General features: G+C 72.2%; 2 protein-coding genes (1 of these 2 running past the window's edge). Both read left to right on the top strand.

All coding sequences use genetic code 11. From position 1 onward, the window contains the following. Positions 1–16,742, top strand: the 3' end of a protein-coding gene (locus tag ACFLFB_RS02190) for an FG-GAP-like repeat-containing protein (RefSeq protein ID WP_392544072.1). 26,560 nt of this gene lie to the left of the window's left edge; 16,742 of the gene's 43,302 nt are visible here — the last part of the coding sequence; its start codon lies off the left edge, out of view; the stop codon is at positions 16,740–16,742. Beyond that, on the top strand, positions 16,739–18,085 hold the full coding sequence (locus tag ACFLFB_RS02185) for a right-handed parallel beta-helix repeat-containing protein (RefSeq protein WP_392544071.1): 1,347 nt from the start codon (positions 16,739–16,741) through the stop codon (positions 18,083–18,085). Before ACFLFB_RS02190 ends, ACFLFB_RS02185 begins: the two co-directional genes overlap by 4 nt.

Here is an 18,085-nt window from a genome sequence, read left to right as displayed (position 1 = left end):
ACGAGATCACCTTCTCCGGCTTCGGCGGCACCGGCATCAGCATCGTCTCCGGCGGCGTCACCGACCTCGGCAACGGCCTCTACCGCTTCCTCCTCTCGGGCAGCTTCCGCCCCGGCCAGGTCGACGTCGTCTTCCACCTCGACAAGTTCGGCGACAACTCGGCGCGCGCTCCCCCGGTCGGCGCCACCGAGACGCAGTCCTTCCTCGTCACGGGCTCCACGGGCGACGTCGTCAGCACCACCCCGGGAACGTCCACCACCCCGGAGAAGGTCGTCACCCTCTCCGGTGCCGCCATCGGCCGCGACCTCGTCAACGGCCGCCACTACCTCGAGATCACCTTCCGGCCCTCCGCGGGCTTCGACCTCGACCACGGCACCATCGGTGGCGGCGAGATCGAGCTGCGGGCCGCCGACGGCACCCTCATCGCCCTCGCCACCCCGGTCCGCGTCGGCCTGACCAACACCTACCGCTACGCCTTCCTCAGCGACCTGGGCGTCGGCAAGCACACGATCCTCTTCGTCGCCGGCAGCTTCGGGGACACCGGCGGCACCGTGAACCTCGCGGAGACCGAGGAGTTCACGGTCGCCACGCCGATCGCGGCCCTCGCCGACCCGATCCGCGGCCAGATCATCGACGCCAAGGACTTCAACGGCCGCGGCTACGTCGACATCACCTTCGCCGCGTTCCACGACAACGCGGTCGCCGGGGCGAGCATCACCGACGCGGGCGCCGAGATCACCATCACGGCCGGCGGCACGACCCTCACGGTCAACGGCGCGGCCCTCCTCGTCAGCGGCTCGACCTACCGGTACTTCTTCACCGGGCACGCGAGCGGCGCCCTCACCGTCGCGTTCATCGACGGCAGCTGGGCCAACACCGGCGGCATCCTGTGGAGCTCGCAGTCGCAGGTCGTCGGCGGCACCACGTACGCGGCCTCCCTCAACCCGGGCGTCGAGGCCGACGTCTCCGAGGCCGCGACCCGCCCGCGCACCTGGTTCGACGTCACCTTCACGCCGGTCCCGGGCACGACGGTCGACGCGTCGAGCATCCTCACCGGCGCCTGGGCCACCGACGGCGAGTTCACGCTCTCCGGCGCCGGGTCCGAGGGCCTGGTCTTCGCCTCGGTCCTGCAGGTCGACGCCGACACCTTCCGGTACATGTTCACCGGCACCCTCACCCCGGGCACCGTCACGGTGGGCTTCCGTGCCGGCTCCTGGTGGGACTCCGAGGGCAACCGCGCCGCCGCCGGCACGAGCAGCTTCCGCCTCATCACCCAGGGGACGTCGTTCTTCATCGAGGTCTCCGGCGGCATCCGCCTCGAGGCCGCGGGCCTGACGAGCGAACCGCTCCTCGACCTGCGGGCCGAGGTCGTCCTCGAGATCGACACCGCCCGCCGCCTGTTCACGCTGACCTTCGCCGGCCAGCTGTCGATCTACAAGCTGGGCACCGTCGGCGCCACGAGCGGCCGCTTCGTCCTCGACATGGGCGACGGGCTCGCCGCGGTCCCGCAGTTCTGGGGCGTCGCCACCCTCGAGACCAACTTCTCCAGCCTCGAGCAGTACGGCCTCAAGCTCTTCGCCAAGGGCACCCTGCAGATCAACCTCACCGGCCGCACCCGGACCGAGACGCTGACGCTGCGCGGCCTCGGCGAGGGCGGCACCGACCTGACCCGCACCTTCGTCCTCAACCCGTACAGCTTCGGGCTCGAGCTCGTCGGCCAGGCGATCGTCGTGGCCCCGGGGACGACCACCGAGCTGATGCGGATCCAGGGCGGCTTCTTCCTCAACATCCAGGCGACCCCGACCCCGGCCCTGCAGATGTACCTCACCGGCGAGCTGAGCTTCGGCAGCGGGGCGGCCCAGCTCGTCTACGGCTCCGCGACCGGCGTGCTCCTGATGTCGACCACCACCGCGGGCGGGGCCATCCCCGGCGTGGCGGGCAAGTTCACCGTGTCCGCCGAGCGGGGCATCGGCCTGCCGAACATGGGCACCCTGTTCAGCGCCAGCGGCTCGGTCAGCATCATGTTCAACACCACGCTGCGCGACCAGACCTTCAAGATCCCGGACGCGTTCCTCCCGCTGCTGCACCCGGGCGAGCCCACCGAGATCGTCATCTACGGAGCGGCTCCCGGCCTCGACGGCCAGCGCCGCAGCGACGCCCCGCCGGGCGGCGAGATCTACGTCAAGGCGGTCATCCAGGCCCAGCTGACCATCGGCGGTGTCCTCAACCTCAACGGCTTCATCGGCATCACCGCCGCCATCGACCCGACCGGCACCGCCTACTTCAAGGTCGACGGCGCGGTCGGCACGACCATCCCGTTCCTCGGCTCGCTCACCGGCGCCGTCAACCTCGCCGTCTACGTCGGAGCGCGCACCGGCATCGTCGGGCGCATCCAGCTGACCCTGGGCAGCAACGTCATCCCCGGGGTCCGCTTCAACGGCCAGTTCCTCCTCGAGATCAACACCTTCTCGACCAGCCAGCAGATCCAGACCTTCGCGGTGAACCAGTCCGGAGGACGCTTCAACGGCTTCGTCCGCGACGCGGCCGGCAACCTCGTCGTCACCACGCAGACGATCTCCGTGACCGGGGGCTTCCGCCTGGAGATGGGCGGCGAGCTGGTCATCGCCAACACGCTGACCATCAACGGCCACGTCCTGCTGACCCTCTCGCTCGCCGGCTCCAACCCGATGCTCGAGCTCATCGTCAACGGCACGATCAGCCTCGCGCCGATCGGCAACCTCTCGCTCATCGACAGCGGGTTCCGGATCAACGCCGACGGCCTCGTGGCGCGCGTGCAGATCGCCCTCGACGCCGGGACCTCGGACTTCGGCGACGGCGTGGGCCTGGGCATCACGGCGAACGCGGTGCTGGCGCTCAACACCACGGGTCGCACGCAGACCCTCGGGTCGAGCACCGTCGAGGCCGGGTTCCTCCTCCACATCGACGGGTCCATCGACTTCCTCGGCATCGCGACCGGCTCGGGCGTGCTCGACATCCGCGTCTCGCCGACCGGGTTCGAGCTCACCTTCGCGCTGCGGTTCACCCTCGGTCCGCTGACCTTCGAGGCCAGCGGCGGGGCCGCCGTCTACGGCGGTACCGACCCCGGCTTCGCCATGCGCCTGTCGATCCACGCGTCGGCCGACGCCCTGGTGTTCTCCATCGACGCCTCCGGCACGATGCAGCTCAACACCCGCGACGCGACGACGATCGGCATCGCCGGCAACAGCTTCCTGCTCGACCTCAACGGCACGGTGTCGATCCTCAAGGTCTTCACCTTCGACGCCGGCATGCGCTTCGAGATCGGCCGCGAGCGCCAGGGCGGCCCGGCCAAGAGCGGCGCCTGGTACTTCAACGCGCACGCCGGCGTCGACTTCTTCGGGCTGGCCTCGCTCAGCGGCACGATCTTCCTCAACTCCGACGGCGACTTCGACCTCCAGCTCGCCGGCTACATGCAGCTCGGGTCGAGCAGCTTCGGCCTGCGCGGTGACTTCTCGATCGGGATCACCTCGATCCACGACTACGACAGCACCCTCGCGACCGAGTACTACCTCTTCCGCCTCTCCGGCTCGGCGAGCGTCCGGGTCCGGGCCTTCGGGGTCACCCTCCTCGGCCTCGGGATCGGCTTCACGTTCAGCTTCGACACCCGGACCATCGGGATGGACGGCCGCGTCCCGATCGTGCTCTCGGTGCACATCGAGGTCGACCTCTGGCTGTTCTCGGTCAGCGCCGACGCGAACTTCACCATCGGGTACCTCCAGTTCCCCAAGCCCACCTGGATGGCGAGCAACGGGGTCCTCACGAACGGCAGCTACCGCACGTGGAGCGCGAGCGACCGCGCCCTCGTGCTCAACGTCGGCGACCAGGCACACCGCAACGCGCGCAACATCGGCACCGATGCGACCGACATCCACGAGAACGTCCTCATCGAGCAGATCGGCTCGGGTCCGAACGGCGCGACGATCAAGGTGACGGCCTTCGGGCGCAGCAACACCTACGAGCACGTCACCTCGATCAGCGGCAGCTTCGACGGCGGCAACGACATCGTCACCATCGCCCCCGGCGTCACGGTGCCGGTCACCATCAACGGCGGCCTCGGCGACGACGTCATCACCTTCTCCGGCACCGGCGGCGGCACGCTCAACGGCGACGAGGGCAACGACGTCATCAGCGTCACCGGCTCGGGCAACGCGACCGTCAACGGTGGCGCCGACCGTGACTTCCTCGAGCACGAGGGCACCGGCACCGTCACCCTCAACGGCGACGGCGGCACCGACGTCCTCACCGGGTCCTCGGCCACCGACCAGCTGTTCGGCGGGTCCGAGAACGACCAGCTGCAGGGCCTGGCCGCCGTGTACGACGGCGGCTCCGGCAACGACAACCTCTTCATCACGCTCGACACCACGCGCGCCCCCGTCATCACGGGCGGCGCGGGCACCGACATCCTCACGCTCACCCTCGCGGGCGGCTCGGACACCCTGGTGATGACGGCGGTCGACGACACGACGAGCACCCAGGACGGCGTGCGCCTCGCCCTCAACGGCGTCAACCGCGACACCACCGGCCTCGAGGTCCTCCTCGTCGACGCCGGGACCGGCTCCGACACCATCACCGTCGGCTACCTCGCCAGCGCCCAGCTGACCCAGGTGAGCATCGACGTCGGCGCCGGGTCGACCGATGCCGTCGTCGTCCTCGGCTCCTCCGCCGACGAGACGGTGACCCTCACCTACGTCACCCGCGCCGGACGGCCGGCCAACGAGGTGTCGATCGCGGGCATCGGCGGCTACGGCGTCTGGGTCGGCAACGGCGTCCGGTCACAGGGCGACACCATCGAGGTGCGCGGCGCCGACGGCGCCGACCGCCTCGACGCCTCGGCCCTCACCACCGACCGGGTCGCGGTCATCCTGCGCGGCGAGGGCGGCAACGACCGCCTCATCGGCACGCCGTTCGACGACGTCCTCGACGGCGGCGACGGCAACGACCGGGTCACCGGTGGCGCGGGCCGTGACACCTTCGTCGACTCCAGCGGCCGCGACACCCTCGTCGAGTCGTTCAACAGCGACTTCGGCCTCTACGACAGCCTGTTCGTCGTCGGCACCGCCGCCGGCAACGGCGTCGACTTCACCTCCGGCACCGTCGAGGACCTCTCCGGCATCTTCGAGGCCGCGGAGATCGAGGGCGGCACCGGCGCCAACCGCTTCCTCATCGGCGACGCCGACGGCGCGGTCCTCATCGGCGGCATCGCCCGCTCGGCCACCGCCTGGACCGGCGACGCCACCCTGACGCCCCTCGGCGGCAACGACGTCGTGCGGGTCGAGCTGCGCAACGCCATCGGCACGCGGGTCCACGTCACCGACTCCGCCGGCACCGACCGGCTCGAGGTGTGGGGCACGAGCCTGCGCGACGACCTCGTCGTCGACGTCACCAGCGGCCGTGGGCAGGTCCGGCGGGTGCTGCCCGGCGGCGCCGCCGACCAGAGCGCGGTCGACCACTCCGGCATCGACCTCGTCGAGATCCGCACGCTCGGCGGCGGCGACCGCGTCGCGGTCCGGCGCACCGCGGTCGAGCACCTCGTCCAGCTCGGCGAGGGCGACGACCTCCTCGCCATCGGCACCCTGGCGGCCGTCGGGTTCACCGCGGCCACCTGGCCCAACACCGGCGGCCTGCTCGACGACATCGACGCGCTCCTCACCGTCGACGGCGGCAGCGGCCCCGGCTCGCTGACCGGCCTCGACATCGTCTCGCTCGACGACACCGGCGACACGACGACCAACGCCGGCGTCATCACGTCGACGACCGTCAACGGCTTCGGCCTCTCACCGGCCGGGATCACCTACCTCGGCGTCGAGAACCTGTTCATGGGCAACGGCTCGGGCAACGACACCGTCGTCATCGACAGCAGCCACACCGGCCCCGCCCGCCCGACGACGATCAACACCTACGACGGCAACGACCTCGTCATCATCCGCAGCACCAGCGGCCCGGTGACCGTCGACACCGGCGCCGACGACGACACGATCCGGATCAGCTCGACGAGCACCGGCATCGGCGGCGTCATCAGCGGCATCACCTCGGTGCTCACCCTCGAGGGCGGCACCGGCACCGACCGCCTGTTCGTCGACGACGTCGCCACCAGCGCCGAGGTGATCGGCGTGGTCACCAACCACTCCATCGCCGGCCTCGGGATGACGCTCACCGGGTCCGCGCCGCGGCCGAGCCTGGTGCAGGTCGTCACCGTCCAGAACGCCGCCGACGGCCGCTTCACCCTCACCGTCGCCGGCCTGGGCACCACCTCGCAGCTCGACTACGACGCCACGGCCGCCCAGGTGCGCCGGGCGCTCGAGGCCCTCGACGGCATCGACGCCGGTGACGTCGTCGTCGCGCGGGCCGGCGGCCGCTGGGCGATCACGTGGGCCGGCGCCCTCGCGGGCGAGGCCGGCTGGGCCCGCCTCATCACGCTGAACGCCGTCGGCAGCTACCCGCTGACCGGCGCGCCGAGCGGCCCGGCCGTGCTCACCTCGGTGACCCGGATGTCCGACGGCTACCTCGGCTACGCCGGGTTCGAGTCGCTCGACCTCTCGCTCGGCTCCGGCAGCGACGTCCTCACGGTCGACAGCACCCTGGCCGGCACGACCACGGTCAACGCCGGTCCGGGCAACGACCGCGTCTTCGTCGAGGCCGTGGGTGGCACGACCCGGGTCAACGGCCAGGGCGGCACCGACTGGCTCGTCGTCAACGCCGTGCCGGACGCCCCCGGCACCAACCCGATGGACGGCCAGCGCCTCACCCTCGACGGCGGCGCCGGCTCCGACACCTCGGTCGTCGGCCTCTGGGGCGTCGGCAACAGCCGGATCGACGTCATCGACACCGGCTACGACGGCGGCACGAACGTCCTCTACATCGAGGGCCCGGCCACCTCCGACACCTTCCTGCTCCGCTCCGGCCTCGTCGCGCTGCTCTCCGCCCGCCAGGGCGACGGCCGCTTCGCGTCGGCCGAGAAGGTCACCTACACCGACGGCATCAACGGCAGCGTCGTCATCAACGGCAACGCCGGCGACGACACCTTCGCCCTCGACGACACCTCCACCGTCGTCACGGTCAACGGCGGCTCGGGCAACGACAAGTTCCGCGTCGGCCAGGTCTTCACGGCCTACACGCTCGACGTCGAGTTCGGCATCCCCGCCGCCCAGTTCTTCGTGTCGACCCGCGGCAGCCTCTCCAACGGCATCTCCTTCCCGGCGGTCCTCAACGGCGGCAGCGGCGACGACGTCTTCGAGGTCTTCCGCAACAAGGCCACGCTGACCCTCAACGGCGACGCCGGCGACGACACCTTCATCGTGCGGACCTTCGTCGCCGAGTCGGCCGTCACGGCCGTCAACGCCGGCCAGGGCCGCGACTTCATCCAGTACGCCACCAACGCCCCGGTGAACATCGACGGCGGCGAGGGCAACGACCTCGTGGTCGTCATCGGCACCGAGGTCGGCGACACCTTCGTCGTCACCGCCACCGGTGTCTACGGTGCCGGGCGCTTCGTCTCCTACGTCAACGTCGAGCGGCTCAGCGTCTACGGCATGGAGGGCGACGACCGCTTCTTCGTCGTCTCCACCAACCCGGCCGTCCAGACGAGCATCTTCGGCGGGCTCGGCAGCGACCGCATCGAGGTCGGCGGCCAGGCGCCCGCGGTCCAGGCCGACGACCTGCTCGGCCACAGCGGCCTGGTCCGCAACTCGGTGGAGAGCACCGTCGCCGGCAGCTGGACGGGCATCCCCGTCGACGGCGTCGGCACCGAGATCCTCGACGACGACGCACCGGCGCTGTCGGTGGACACCATCGGCGTCGGCACGATCGTCGTCGGTGAGGGCAGCCAGACCGTCACCGGCACCATCCGCATCCGCCCGACCTTCGTGCCGACCACCGAGGTGGAGGTGACGGTCGTCGCCCCGGCGATCGACATCAACGGCCGCAGCCGCGCGCTCGAGCTCTCCCTCGACGGCGTCACCTGGCAGACCTCGGTGACCCTCGTCTTCGCCGCCGGGTCCACGGCCTCCCAGATGCTGCGGGTGCGCGCGATCTTCGACAACGCCGCCGAGGGCGACCTGCTCGTGCCGCTCCAGACGATGGTCGCCGGCCGCCTCACCGGCACGGTCTCGTCCGCCACCGCCACGACCCTCACGGCCGGTGGAGCGTCACCGTTCGGCACCCGCACCCTCGCGGGCCTCCAGGTCGTCATCACCAGCGGCACCGGCGCCGGCCAGGTCCGCACCATCGTCTCCAACACCTCGAACTCGCTCACGGTCGCGGCCTGGGCCGTGGCGCTCGACTCCACGAGCCGCTGGATGGTCCGCGGCGTCGGTGAGTACGCCGGCCTCGTCGTCGGCAACACCGTGGTCCGCCTCCTCGACGACGAGCGTCCGGTCGTCGCCGTGGTCCAGCCCTCCGGTGGCATCGCGGTCGTCGAGCCGGTCGGGTCCGGTGGCCCGGGTGGCACGAGCGAGACCTACACGGTGCAGCTGACCCGCGCGCCGCTCGGCACCGTGACCGTGACCATCACCGGTGGCCCGCAGCTGCGCCTCCAGCTCGCCACGTCCGCGGAGTTCGTCGACGCGGCCGAGGGCGCGACCCCGTCCTCCTCGCTGACCCTGACCTTCACCACCGCCAACTGGGACGCGCTGCGCACGATCATCGTCACCGCGGTCGGCGACGGCGCCGTCGAGGGCCAGCACGTCGTCATCGTCGGCAGCGTCGTGACGAGCAGCGACACGATCACGGGCACCGTGGCCGGACTCACCGGCCGGCCGGACGAGTTCACCGTCGCCGGAACGCCGTACACCGCGCACACCCTGCGCGGCCTCCTGATCCGGATCACCGGTGGGACCGGCGCCGGCCAGGTCCGCACCGTGTGGGACAACCTCGCGAACACGATCGTCGTCGACCAGGACTGGGACGTCCTGCCCGACGCCACGAGCACCTTCGTCATCACCGGCTACACCGCCCCCGCGGCCACGGGCGAGCTGACCGGCACCGTCACCGCGGTCAGCGGCGACAACCGGACCGTCACCCTCACCGGCGTCACGCTGCCGACGGCCGCGGGCGGGCTCACGGGCGCGATCCTGCGCATCGTCGGCCTCACCGGGGAGGTCTTCTACCGGGTCATCGCCTCGAACACCGCCACGACGATCACCGTGGTCGACCCGTGGGGTGTCGGTGCGTTCGTCCTCGGCACGACCAAGGTGGTCGTGGTGGGCCTGCCCGGCGCCACCGTCCCGGGCGTGCAGGTGCTCGTCCACGACGCCGACACCAAGGGCGTCGTCGTCTCCCCCACCGGTGACACCGTCCTGCGCCTCGTCGAGGGCGCCCTGGCCACCCAGTTCGGTGGCACCGCGACCTACACCGTGCGCCTCACCCGCTCGCCGGCCGCCGGCGAGACGGTGACCGTGACCCTCCTGCCCATCGCCACGCAGACCCTCGACATCGACGGCCCGGACTGCGGCCTGCCGAGCGGCTGCTCGCGCATCCAGGTGGAGTTCGTGGCCACGGGCACCCAGGTCGTCCAGTCCGACGGCTCGCTCAGGCTCACCTTCACCGCCGGCACCTGGGCCGTCCCCCAGACCGTCACCCTGCGCGCGGTGCAGGACACGATCGTCGACGGCAACGACGTCCAGGCCTTCCCCGAGCGCTCGCGCCGCCTCACCGGCATCCAGGGCCCGCTGTTCGTCAGCGGCGGCGAGGACCCCAACCCGCCGGTCCAGCTGAGCCTCGACGGCTACCTGCCGATCCTCCTGCCCGGCGAGTCCTCGGGCGCCCCGCTGCCCGTCACCGCGTCCACGGCCGGCGCGGTCGAGCCCGCCCAGGTCGACCGCCTCATCGTCCACAACGAGGACAGCCCGGCCGCCGACGTCGGCAGGCTCAGCGCGACCCGCATCGCCGGGCTCGGCATGGCCGGCGACTCGGTCCTCGGAGGCGTGACCGTCCTCGGCGGCATCGTCTACTCCGCGTTCGAGGACCTCACCGTCCTGCTCGGCTACGGCGCCGACACCTTCACCGTCGACACCACCCACGTGGGCACGACGACCATCGACGCAGGCCGCGGGAGCGACACCGTCAGCGTCCGCACCGTCGTGGGTCACACCCTGGTCCTCGGCAAGGAGGGCGACGACACCTTCCGGATCGGCAGCACCGGTGGGGTCCTCGACCTCCTCGCGGCGCTCCTCGTCCTCGACGGCGGCGCCGGCGCCGACACCGCGTGGCTCGACGACTCCGCCGACCTCAACGACAACCTCGGCACCATCACCCAGGGCACCGTGACCGGCCTCGACATGGCGGCCGGCCCCGGCGGCACCGACGAGCTCGGCCGGCCGAGGGCGCTCGACCAGGTCTACGCCGTGACCCCGCGGGCCGGCGCCACCTCGTTCACGGTGGTCCTGTCGCAGGTCAAGGACGGCGTCACCACGGGCATCGGCGCCGTGACCTTCGCGGTCGGCACCACTCCCGAGGCCGTCCGCCTCGCGCTCCAGCTGCTCCTCTTCCCGCAGACCTCGGGTGCCGACACCGGCGTCTCGATGACGTGCGGCGTCGCCGGTGTCACCCGCTGCTCCGAGAGCGTCTACGTCTGGATGTCCGGCGGCACCTACCTCATCGGCTTCCGCGGTGAGGTCAACGCCGACCCGGCGCACCCCGTTACCGTCCGCCTCGACGCGCTCGGTACCGGCGCCGCGGCCACCGACGGCCCCCGCCGCGACGGCATCACCTACGACGGCCTCGAGACGCTCAACCTCTCGCTCGGCTCCGGCAGCGACGTCCTCAACGTCCAGGGCACCCGCCCGGTGACCAACGTGTCCTTCGGCCTCGGCGACGACCGCGTCTACGTCTCCTCGAAGGCCACCGTGGGCCTGACCGAGAAGCCGCAGTTCCTCGCCGGCGACCTCGACCTCGTCCAGGGCACCCTCAACCTCGACCTCGGTGCGGGCCGCCACACCCTCCTCGTCAGCGACGAGGACAGCCCGGTCGGCGACACCTCCGTCCTCCTCACCGACGTCTCGGCCGCCGCGCTCGCCCGCGACGCGGCGCTGGCCGCCACCGGCGAGATCTTCCTCGTCGGGCTCGCGCCGGCCGGGATCTCGTGGAAGGCCGGCCCGACCGGGACCTTCGCCGACGGCATCCGGATCTGGACCGGCTCGGGCGCCGACGGCATCACCGTCAACGGCACCCACAACCGGGCCGGCGTCCGCACCACGACGTGGGTCAACACCGGCCTCGGCAACGACCTCGTCGTCGTGTCGCTGACCGCCGGCCAGGACGGGTTCCTCGTCCTCAACACGCAGGGCCCGAACGACAACGTCCTGCCGCTCGCCTCCCCCGGCCTCGGTGACGGCGACGAGCCGACCAGCCCCGACACCGTCGTCGTCATCACGGTGAACGGCGCGGCACTCGCGGCCGGCCGCTACGTCGTCAGCTCGCGCCAGGACATCGTCGGCCTGTTCGACTCGCTCAACCCCGGCGACAGCGTGGGCGTCACCCTCGACGTCCGCACCGTCACCACGAAGCGCGCCTCGGGCACGACCACGGTCGACCTCGCCACCCTGGGCACCACCGCCCACGCGGTCGTCGGCATCCGGGTCTGGGTCAACGGCGTCCTCACCTCCTTCACCCAGTCGGGCACGGTCCTCACGATCGCGGCCGGCACGCAGCGCGACGGTGCCGCGTCGTTCGTCGTCGTCGAGGTCACCCGCCGCCACACCGAGACCTTCACGGTCCCGACCCTCGGCGGACCGGACGACGACGACGTCGACGCGCGTGGCTCCTCGCTCCCCCTCGTCATCTTCGGCGGCCAGGGCGCCGACACCATCCGCACCGGTACCGGCGGCGACATCGTCGTCGGCGACCGCGGGCGCGTCCTGTGGTTCACCCCCGGCACCGTCCCGGTCACCGGCCTCGGCGGCGTCGTCGTGGATGCCGCGGTGCTCGCCGCCCTCGAGGCCGCGGCGACCGCGGTCTCCGGCCACGGCGGCTTCGGCGACAAGACCGACGGCGTCGAGGGCCTGGTCGGCATCGTCGTCACGGTCGACCCGACCATCGGCGCCGGTGACACGATCAGCACCGGACTCGGCTCGGACATCGTGCTCGGCGGCGCCGGCGGCGACGCCATCACGACGAACGACGGCGAGACGGCGACCACCTCCGACCAGCCGAACATCGTCATCGCCGACCACGGCTTCGTCGACACCGTCCTCCTCGACGGCGACCCGGCGGACCTCGACCGCATCTGGAGCACCGACGTCACCTCCGGCGGCAACGACACCGTGACCACCGGCAACGGCGACGACGTCGTCATCGGCGGCACCGGGGCCGACGTCGTCAACGGTGGCAACGGCCGCAACATCGTCGTCGGCGACAACGGCCGCTTCACCGCCATCGCCACCGAGACCCGCCGCTGGGGCCAGCTGCCGCTGTCGTCCGGCGTCCTCGAGACGGTCTCGCCGACCGTCGGCGGCAGCGACACGATCACCACCGGCGCCGACCTCGACGTCGTCCTCGGCGGCGCGGCCGGCGACATCATCGACGTCGGTGCCGGCAACGACCTCGTCCTCGGCGACCACGGCATCATCACCTGGCTCGTCCTCGGCGGCAGCCTCCAGATCGCCCGCGCCGCGGTCATCGACAACGCCATCGGCGGCGCCGACGTCATCCGCGGCCGCGCCGGTGAGGACGTCCTCGTCGGCGGTGCCGCGGGCGACACCATCGACGCCGGTGACGGCCGCGACCTCGTGTTCGGCGACAACGTCGTGCTCGACCGCACGACCACCTTCGGCAACCACACGAGCCCGCGCTTCCGCATCCTCAGCGGCTCGAAGATCTACAGCACCGACCTGCTCACCGCCGGCCAGGCGCTCGTGACGGCCGCCTGGCAGCTCGACCCCGCGGGGACCACCGCCTGGTCGGACTTCCGGATCACGCTCGTCGATCACGACACCGCGACCCAGGCGCTGAACGACAACCGCTTCGGCAACGACTACGTGGCCGGTGGCGCGGGCGACGACATCATCTTCGGCCAGCTCGGCAACGACACCATCCAGGGCGACGGCTCGATCGACGGAACTCCGGTGGGCGCCGTCCGCGACGCCGCCGGGCGCCTCACCCTCGTCCCGTCGGTGGGCGCGACGACCGACGGCGACGACTACATCGAGGGCGGCGGCGGACGCGACATCGTCTTCGGTGGCCTCGGCCGCGACGACATCATCGGCGGCTCGTCCGACCTGTACTCGCTCACGACCATGGGCCAGCGCCCCGACGTCGGCGACCTGCTCTTCGGTGGCTCGGGCCAGGCGGCCGGCCGCAATGACGAGACCGCCCTGCACGGCCGCGACTCCGACACGATCGTCGGCGACAACGGCCAGGTCCTGCGGATCGTCGTCTCCGCGGCCAACCCCGTGTACCCGGTCTTCACCTACGACACCTACGGCGAGGCCGTCCGCCTCCTGCCGCGCGCGGTCGTCCTCCTCGACTACTCCCCGGGCGGCCCGGACCTCAACCCGACCCGATTCCCCGGGATGACGCAGGCCGCCTCCGCGGGCTCGGGCACCGGCACGGTCGACGTCTGGGGCTCCGACGAGGTGCACGGCGAGGCCGGCGACGACACCGTCTACACCGGCGGCGGCAACGACGTCGTGTTCGGTGACGCGGGCGACGACGACGTCGTCGGTGGCTGGGGCCACGACTGGATCTCCGGCGGCACCGGCACCGACGGCGTCATCGGCGACGACGGCCGGATCTACACCAGCCGCAACGGCCTCACCGAGCTCCTCAACGGCGTGACGACCGCGAACCTCCAGGTCGAGATCACCACGCCGGGCCGCATCCAGGTGGCGGTCATCTTCCCGACCGGCAGGCTGACCAAGGCCGTGGACATCACGCCGTTCGCCCTCGACGGCCGCTTCGACAACCCGCTGTTCGTGCCGAACTACGCCAACGACGTCATCTTCGGCGGGCTCGGCGACGACTTCCTCCACGGCGCCTCCGGCGACGACGCGATCTCCGGTGCCGAGGCGGCGCTCAACTCGTGGGCCGCCACCTACACCGGCGCCGTGCCCACCGGTGTCGTCGAGACCAGCTGGACCCGCCCGTTCAACGACGGCACGCTCCTCGGCTTCGACCGGGCGCGCGGCGACTTCATCCTCTACGACGAGTACGACCCGCGCCGCATCATCCAGCTGACCGCCACCGGCGGCCTGAGCAAGACCGGCAGCGGCCTCATGTGGTTCCTCAGCCACGACGCGGCCGAGCGCCCGGCGGGGACGACCGGCACCGCCAGCGACGGTGACGACGTCATCTTCGGGGCCCACGGCAACGACTGGCTCGTCGGTGGCACGGGCCGCGACACGATGTGGGGCGGCTGGGGCAACGACCTCCTCGACGGCGACGACCTCAAGACCACCAACGGCGGCCTCAACGACACCACCGACACCGACGCGACCTACGAGGACCGCGCCTACGGCGGCGCCGGGCTCGACGTCCTCATCGCCAACACCGGTGGCGACCGCCTCATCGACTGGGTCGGCGAGTTCAACAGCTACCTCGTGCCGTTCTCGGCATTCGGTGCCGCGACCGTCAGCCGCTCGCCCAACCCGCAGCTGCAGGACTTCCTCTACCGGCTCTCCCAGGCCCAGGGCGCGGACTTCACCATCGCCCAGCTGGTCGGTGCCGGCTCGGTGGCCCGCTTCGGTGAGCCGTTCGGCGAGGCCGCCGTCGTCACCCAGAAGGACGACGCCTGGCAGGACCAGACCGGCGGCCCGCGCGACCCGCAGCCCGGCAACATCCCCGGAGGCAAGCGCGACGTCCTGCGCACGGCCGACTTCAACAGCACGGCCACCCTCGACGGGTTCTTCGTGGACTCCGGCAGCTTCGCCATCGAGAACGGCGCGCTGTCGGTCGCCGCGGCCAGCCTCGGGCGTGACGCGGCAGCGGTCTTCTACGTCGACACCTACCTGCCGATCTACTACGAGATCTTCGCGAACATCACCACGGTGAAGCCGACGGGTGGGTGGAGCGCCAACGCCTACATCATCTTCGACTACTTCTCGCCGACCGACTTCAAGTTCGCCGGCATCGACATGTCGACGAACAAGCTCGTCATGGGCCGGCACACCACCGCCGGCTGGGTCGTGGACAAGTGGACGAACTACAACGCCAAGGCGGGGACGTTCCTCCCGATGACGGTGGCCGTCAACGGCACGACCGTCACGGTGTCCGTGAACGGCGCCGCCGCGCTGACCAACACGTTCGCGGCGCGCATCATCGACGGCAAGGCGTACGGCCTGAACAAGGGCATGGTCGGCATGGGCTCGGACAACGCCCGCGGGCAGTTCGACAACGTCCAGGTGCGCGTCCTGCCTCCGCAGGTCACCCTCGACACGACGGTCGACCTGACCAAGGACGCCGCGAAGATCACGCCGCGTCCGGCCGGCACCTGGAGCTCCGGCACCACCGGCCTCACCGGGTCCGCGGCCGCGGGTCAGCCCGCGCTCGCCGTCGTCCCGGTCCCGAACCCGGCGACGGGCGCCACCTCGGGTGGGCGCATCGCGAGCACGTCGTGGCTCGAGCTGACGACGACGCTGAAGACCTCCGGGATGGCCGGCATCGCGTTCGACGTCTACGGCCCGGACAACCTCAAGCTCGCCGTCCTCGACGTCCCCGGGCAGCGCGTCCTCCTCGGCCACGTGAACCCGCGCGGCGGCTTCGTCGTCGACACCGCGGTGGCGTGGGTCCTGTCGGCCAGCACCTCCTACACGCTCACCGTCACGCTCAAGGGCGCGTCGGCCAGCCTCATGGTCAACGGGTCGTTCGCCGTGAGCGCGGGCTACAACGCGGGCGTCGTCGACGGCTACGCGGGCCTGCTGACCCGCGGCTCGAGCGCGACGTTCACCTCGGTCCGGCTGCGCACCGACGACCCCGCGTACATCCCCCCGGCGGTGTTCCTGCGGGCCACGTCCGCCGGGCCCGGTGTGGCGACGTCACCGTCGTCGGGTGCGGCGCTCTCGGCGGCCGCCGCCACGGCGACCACGACGGCGCGCGCCACCTGGCTCGCCGCCGGGGCCTCTGCCACGCTCCTCGCGGGCCTCGAGGTCGTCGTCACCTCCCTCCCGGGCACCGAGCTCGGTGCCACGGTCGGCAGCACCGTGTACCTCGACGACGACGCCGCCGGCTGGGGCTGGTCGGCGACCGGCGGGCGCATGGACCTCCTCTCGGTGCTGCTCCACGAGCTCGGCCACGTCCTCGGGCTCGGGCACACCGACGACGGCCTGATGGCCGCGCTGCTCGCCCCGGGTGCGCGCCTCGCGGCCCCGCTCTCCCGTACCGGTTCCACCCCGGCCTCGGCCACCTCCTCGACCACGCGGGCCGTCCCCGCACCCGAGGTGGCCCGCAGGACCGGCCCGGCGATCACTGACGAGCGCGACGCGCGGCCGCACGTCGCCGCGGTCGAGGTGGTCGCCGTGGTCGGCGCCGTGGCGGCGGCCACCCGGACGGGAGCGGTGGCGCCCTGGGCGCCGGTGCTCACCGGTGCCGCACCCTCCCGGGCCCCGGGCGTGGGGGCGGTCCCGGCGGCCGGTGCCGCCGGCCCGACGACCCTCGTCCTCGCCGTGCTGCTCCTGTGGCTGGTCCGTCTGGTGCTCACCGGGCTGGGCGCCACCCCGCTGACCTCGCGGGAGCGCCGCGGCGGTGGAGGCGCCGACGGTACGCTCCGCGTGTGAGGAGCCGGAGGGGCCAGGGCACGGGGCGCGCGCGCGGCTTCGTCGTGCTCGCCACCGCGGCCTTCCTGCTGGTCGCCGGGTGCACCGGCACCGGATCGGGCGGGGTGCCCACCCCCACGCCCCCGTCGCAGACGCCGGACCGCTGCGCCGAGGCGGTGTCCGCCATCGTCGAGGCGACCCAGGACTACGTGGTCGGGTTCGGCCCGGTCGACCAGGACCAGGTGCCGCCGCCCGCCTCCCCCTCCCCCGGCGCGAGCGCGACGTCCTCCCCCACGCCCAGCGCATCGGCCACGAGCGCCGAGAACGTGGCCTTCCAGGACGCCCTGACCACCGCGCGCACACAGCTCGCCCAGTACGGCTGCGAGGTCGCGCGCACGCGGCAGGCCCTAGAGTCGGGGCTGAGGGCGGTGACGACCCAGGGGCCCGTCGCCGGGGCCGTGCTGCGCCAGCTGACCGCGACGATGACCGGCACGGGTGAGACGCTCCCGACCACCCGCCGGGTGGGCACGGATGACGACCTCCTCACCGCCGTGGCCGAGCTGCCCGCCGGGTCGACCATCGAGCTCGCCGCGGGGACGCACCGGCTCGACGACGTCCTGGTCCTGCTGTCCCCCATCACGATCCGCGGCGCCGGGACCGACACCACGGTGCTCGAGTCGTCCGTCCCCGACTTCGCCGTGCTCGCCATCGCCGACGGGGCCGTGTCGGTCGCCGACCTCTCGCTGCGCCACACCGGGAAACAGCCGGCCAGCGTCGTCCTCGTCGGGCCCACCGCCTCGCTCGTCGTCACCGACTCGGCGCTGAGCGGCGGGGTCGCCAACCGCGACGGCACCGGCGGTGCCGGCATCCTCATGTACGACCCCGACGCCCGAGCACGCCGCACCACGACGAGCCTCGAGGTGACGGGAACCAGGTTCTCCGGCAACGGTTCCGCGGGCGTCGTCCTCACCGGCGGGCACGTGGCGAGCATCGCCGGGTCGACGTTCGTCAAGAACGCGCAGTGCGGCGTGTGCTTCCTCGACGCGAGCGGCGGGTCGGTGCAGGACAGCACGTTCACCGACAACACCGTGGGGGTCGCGGCCACGGCAACGGCGGCGCCGACGGTGGTCGGCTCCACGATCCGCGGCGGGGAGGTCGGCATCCAGGCGGGTGACCGCTCGACCCCGGTCATCGACCGGGTGAAGGTCTCCGGGGCGTCGCGGGCGGCCCTGATCTGGGCGGGGCGGGCCGAGGGCGCCATCCGCGGGGTCACCTGCTCCGACGTGACGTTCGGGCTCGTCGTGGGGCCTGACGTCGCCCCCACCGTGCGCGACTCGACCTGCGCCATCGCCCCCTCCGGCTGA

Origin of the sequence: Oryzobacter telluris (assembly GCF_043099285.1) — a bacterium.
Lineage (GTDB): Bacteria > Actinomycetota > Actinomycetes > Actinomycetales > Dermatophilaceae > Oryzobacter > Oryzobacter telluris.
The sequence above is the reverse complement of the archived record's forward strand: the minus strand, read 5'-3'. Positions and strand labels throughout refer to the sequence as shown.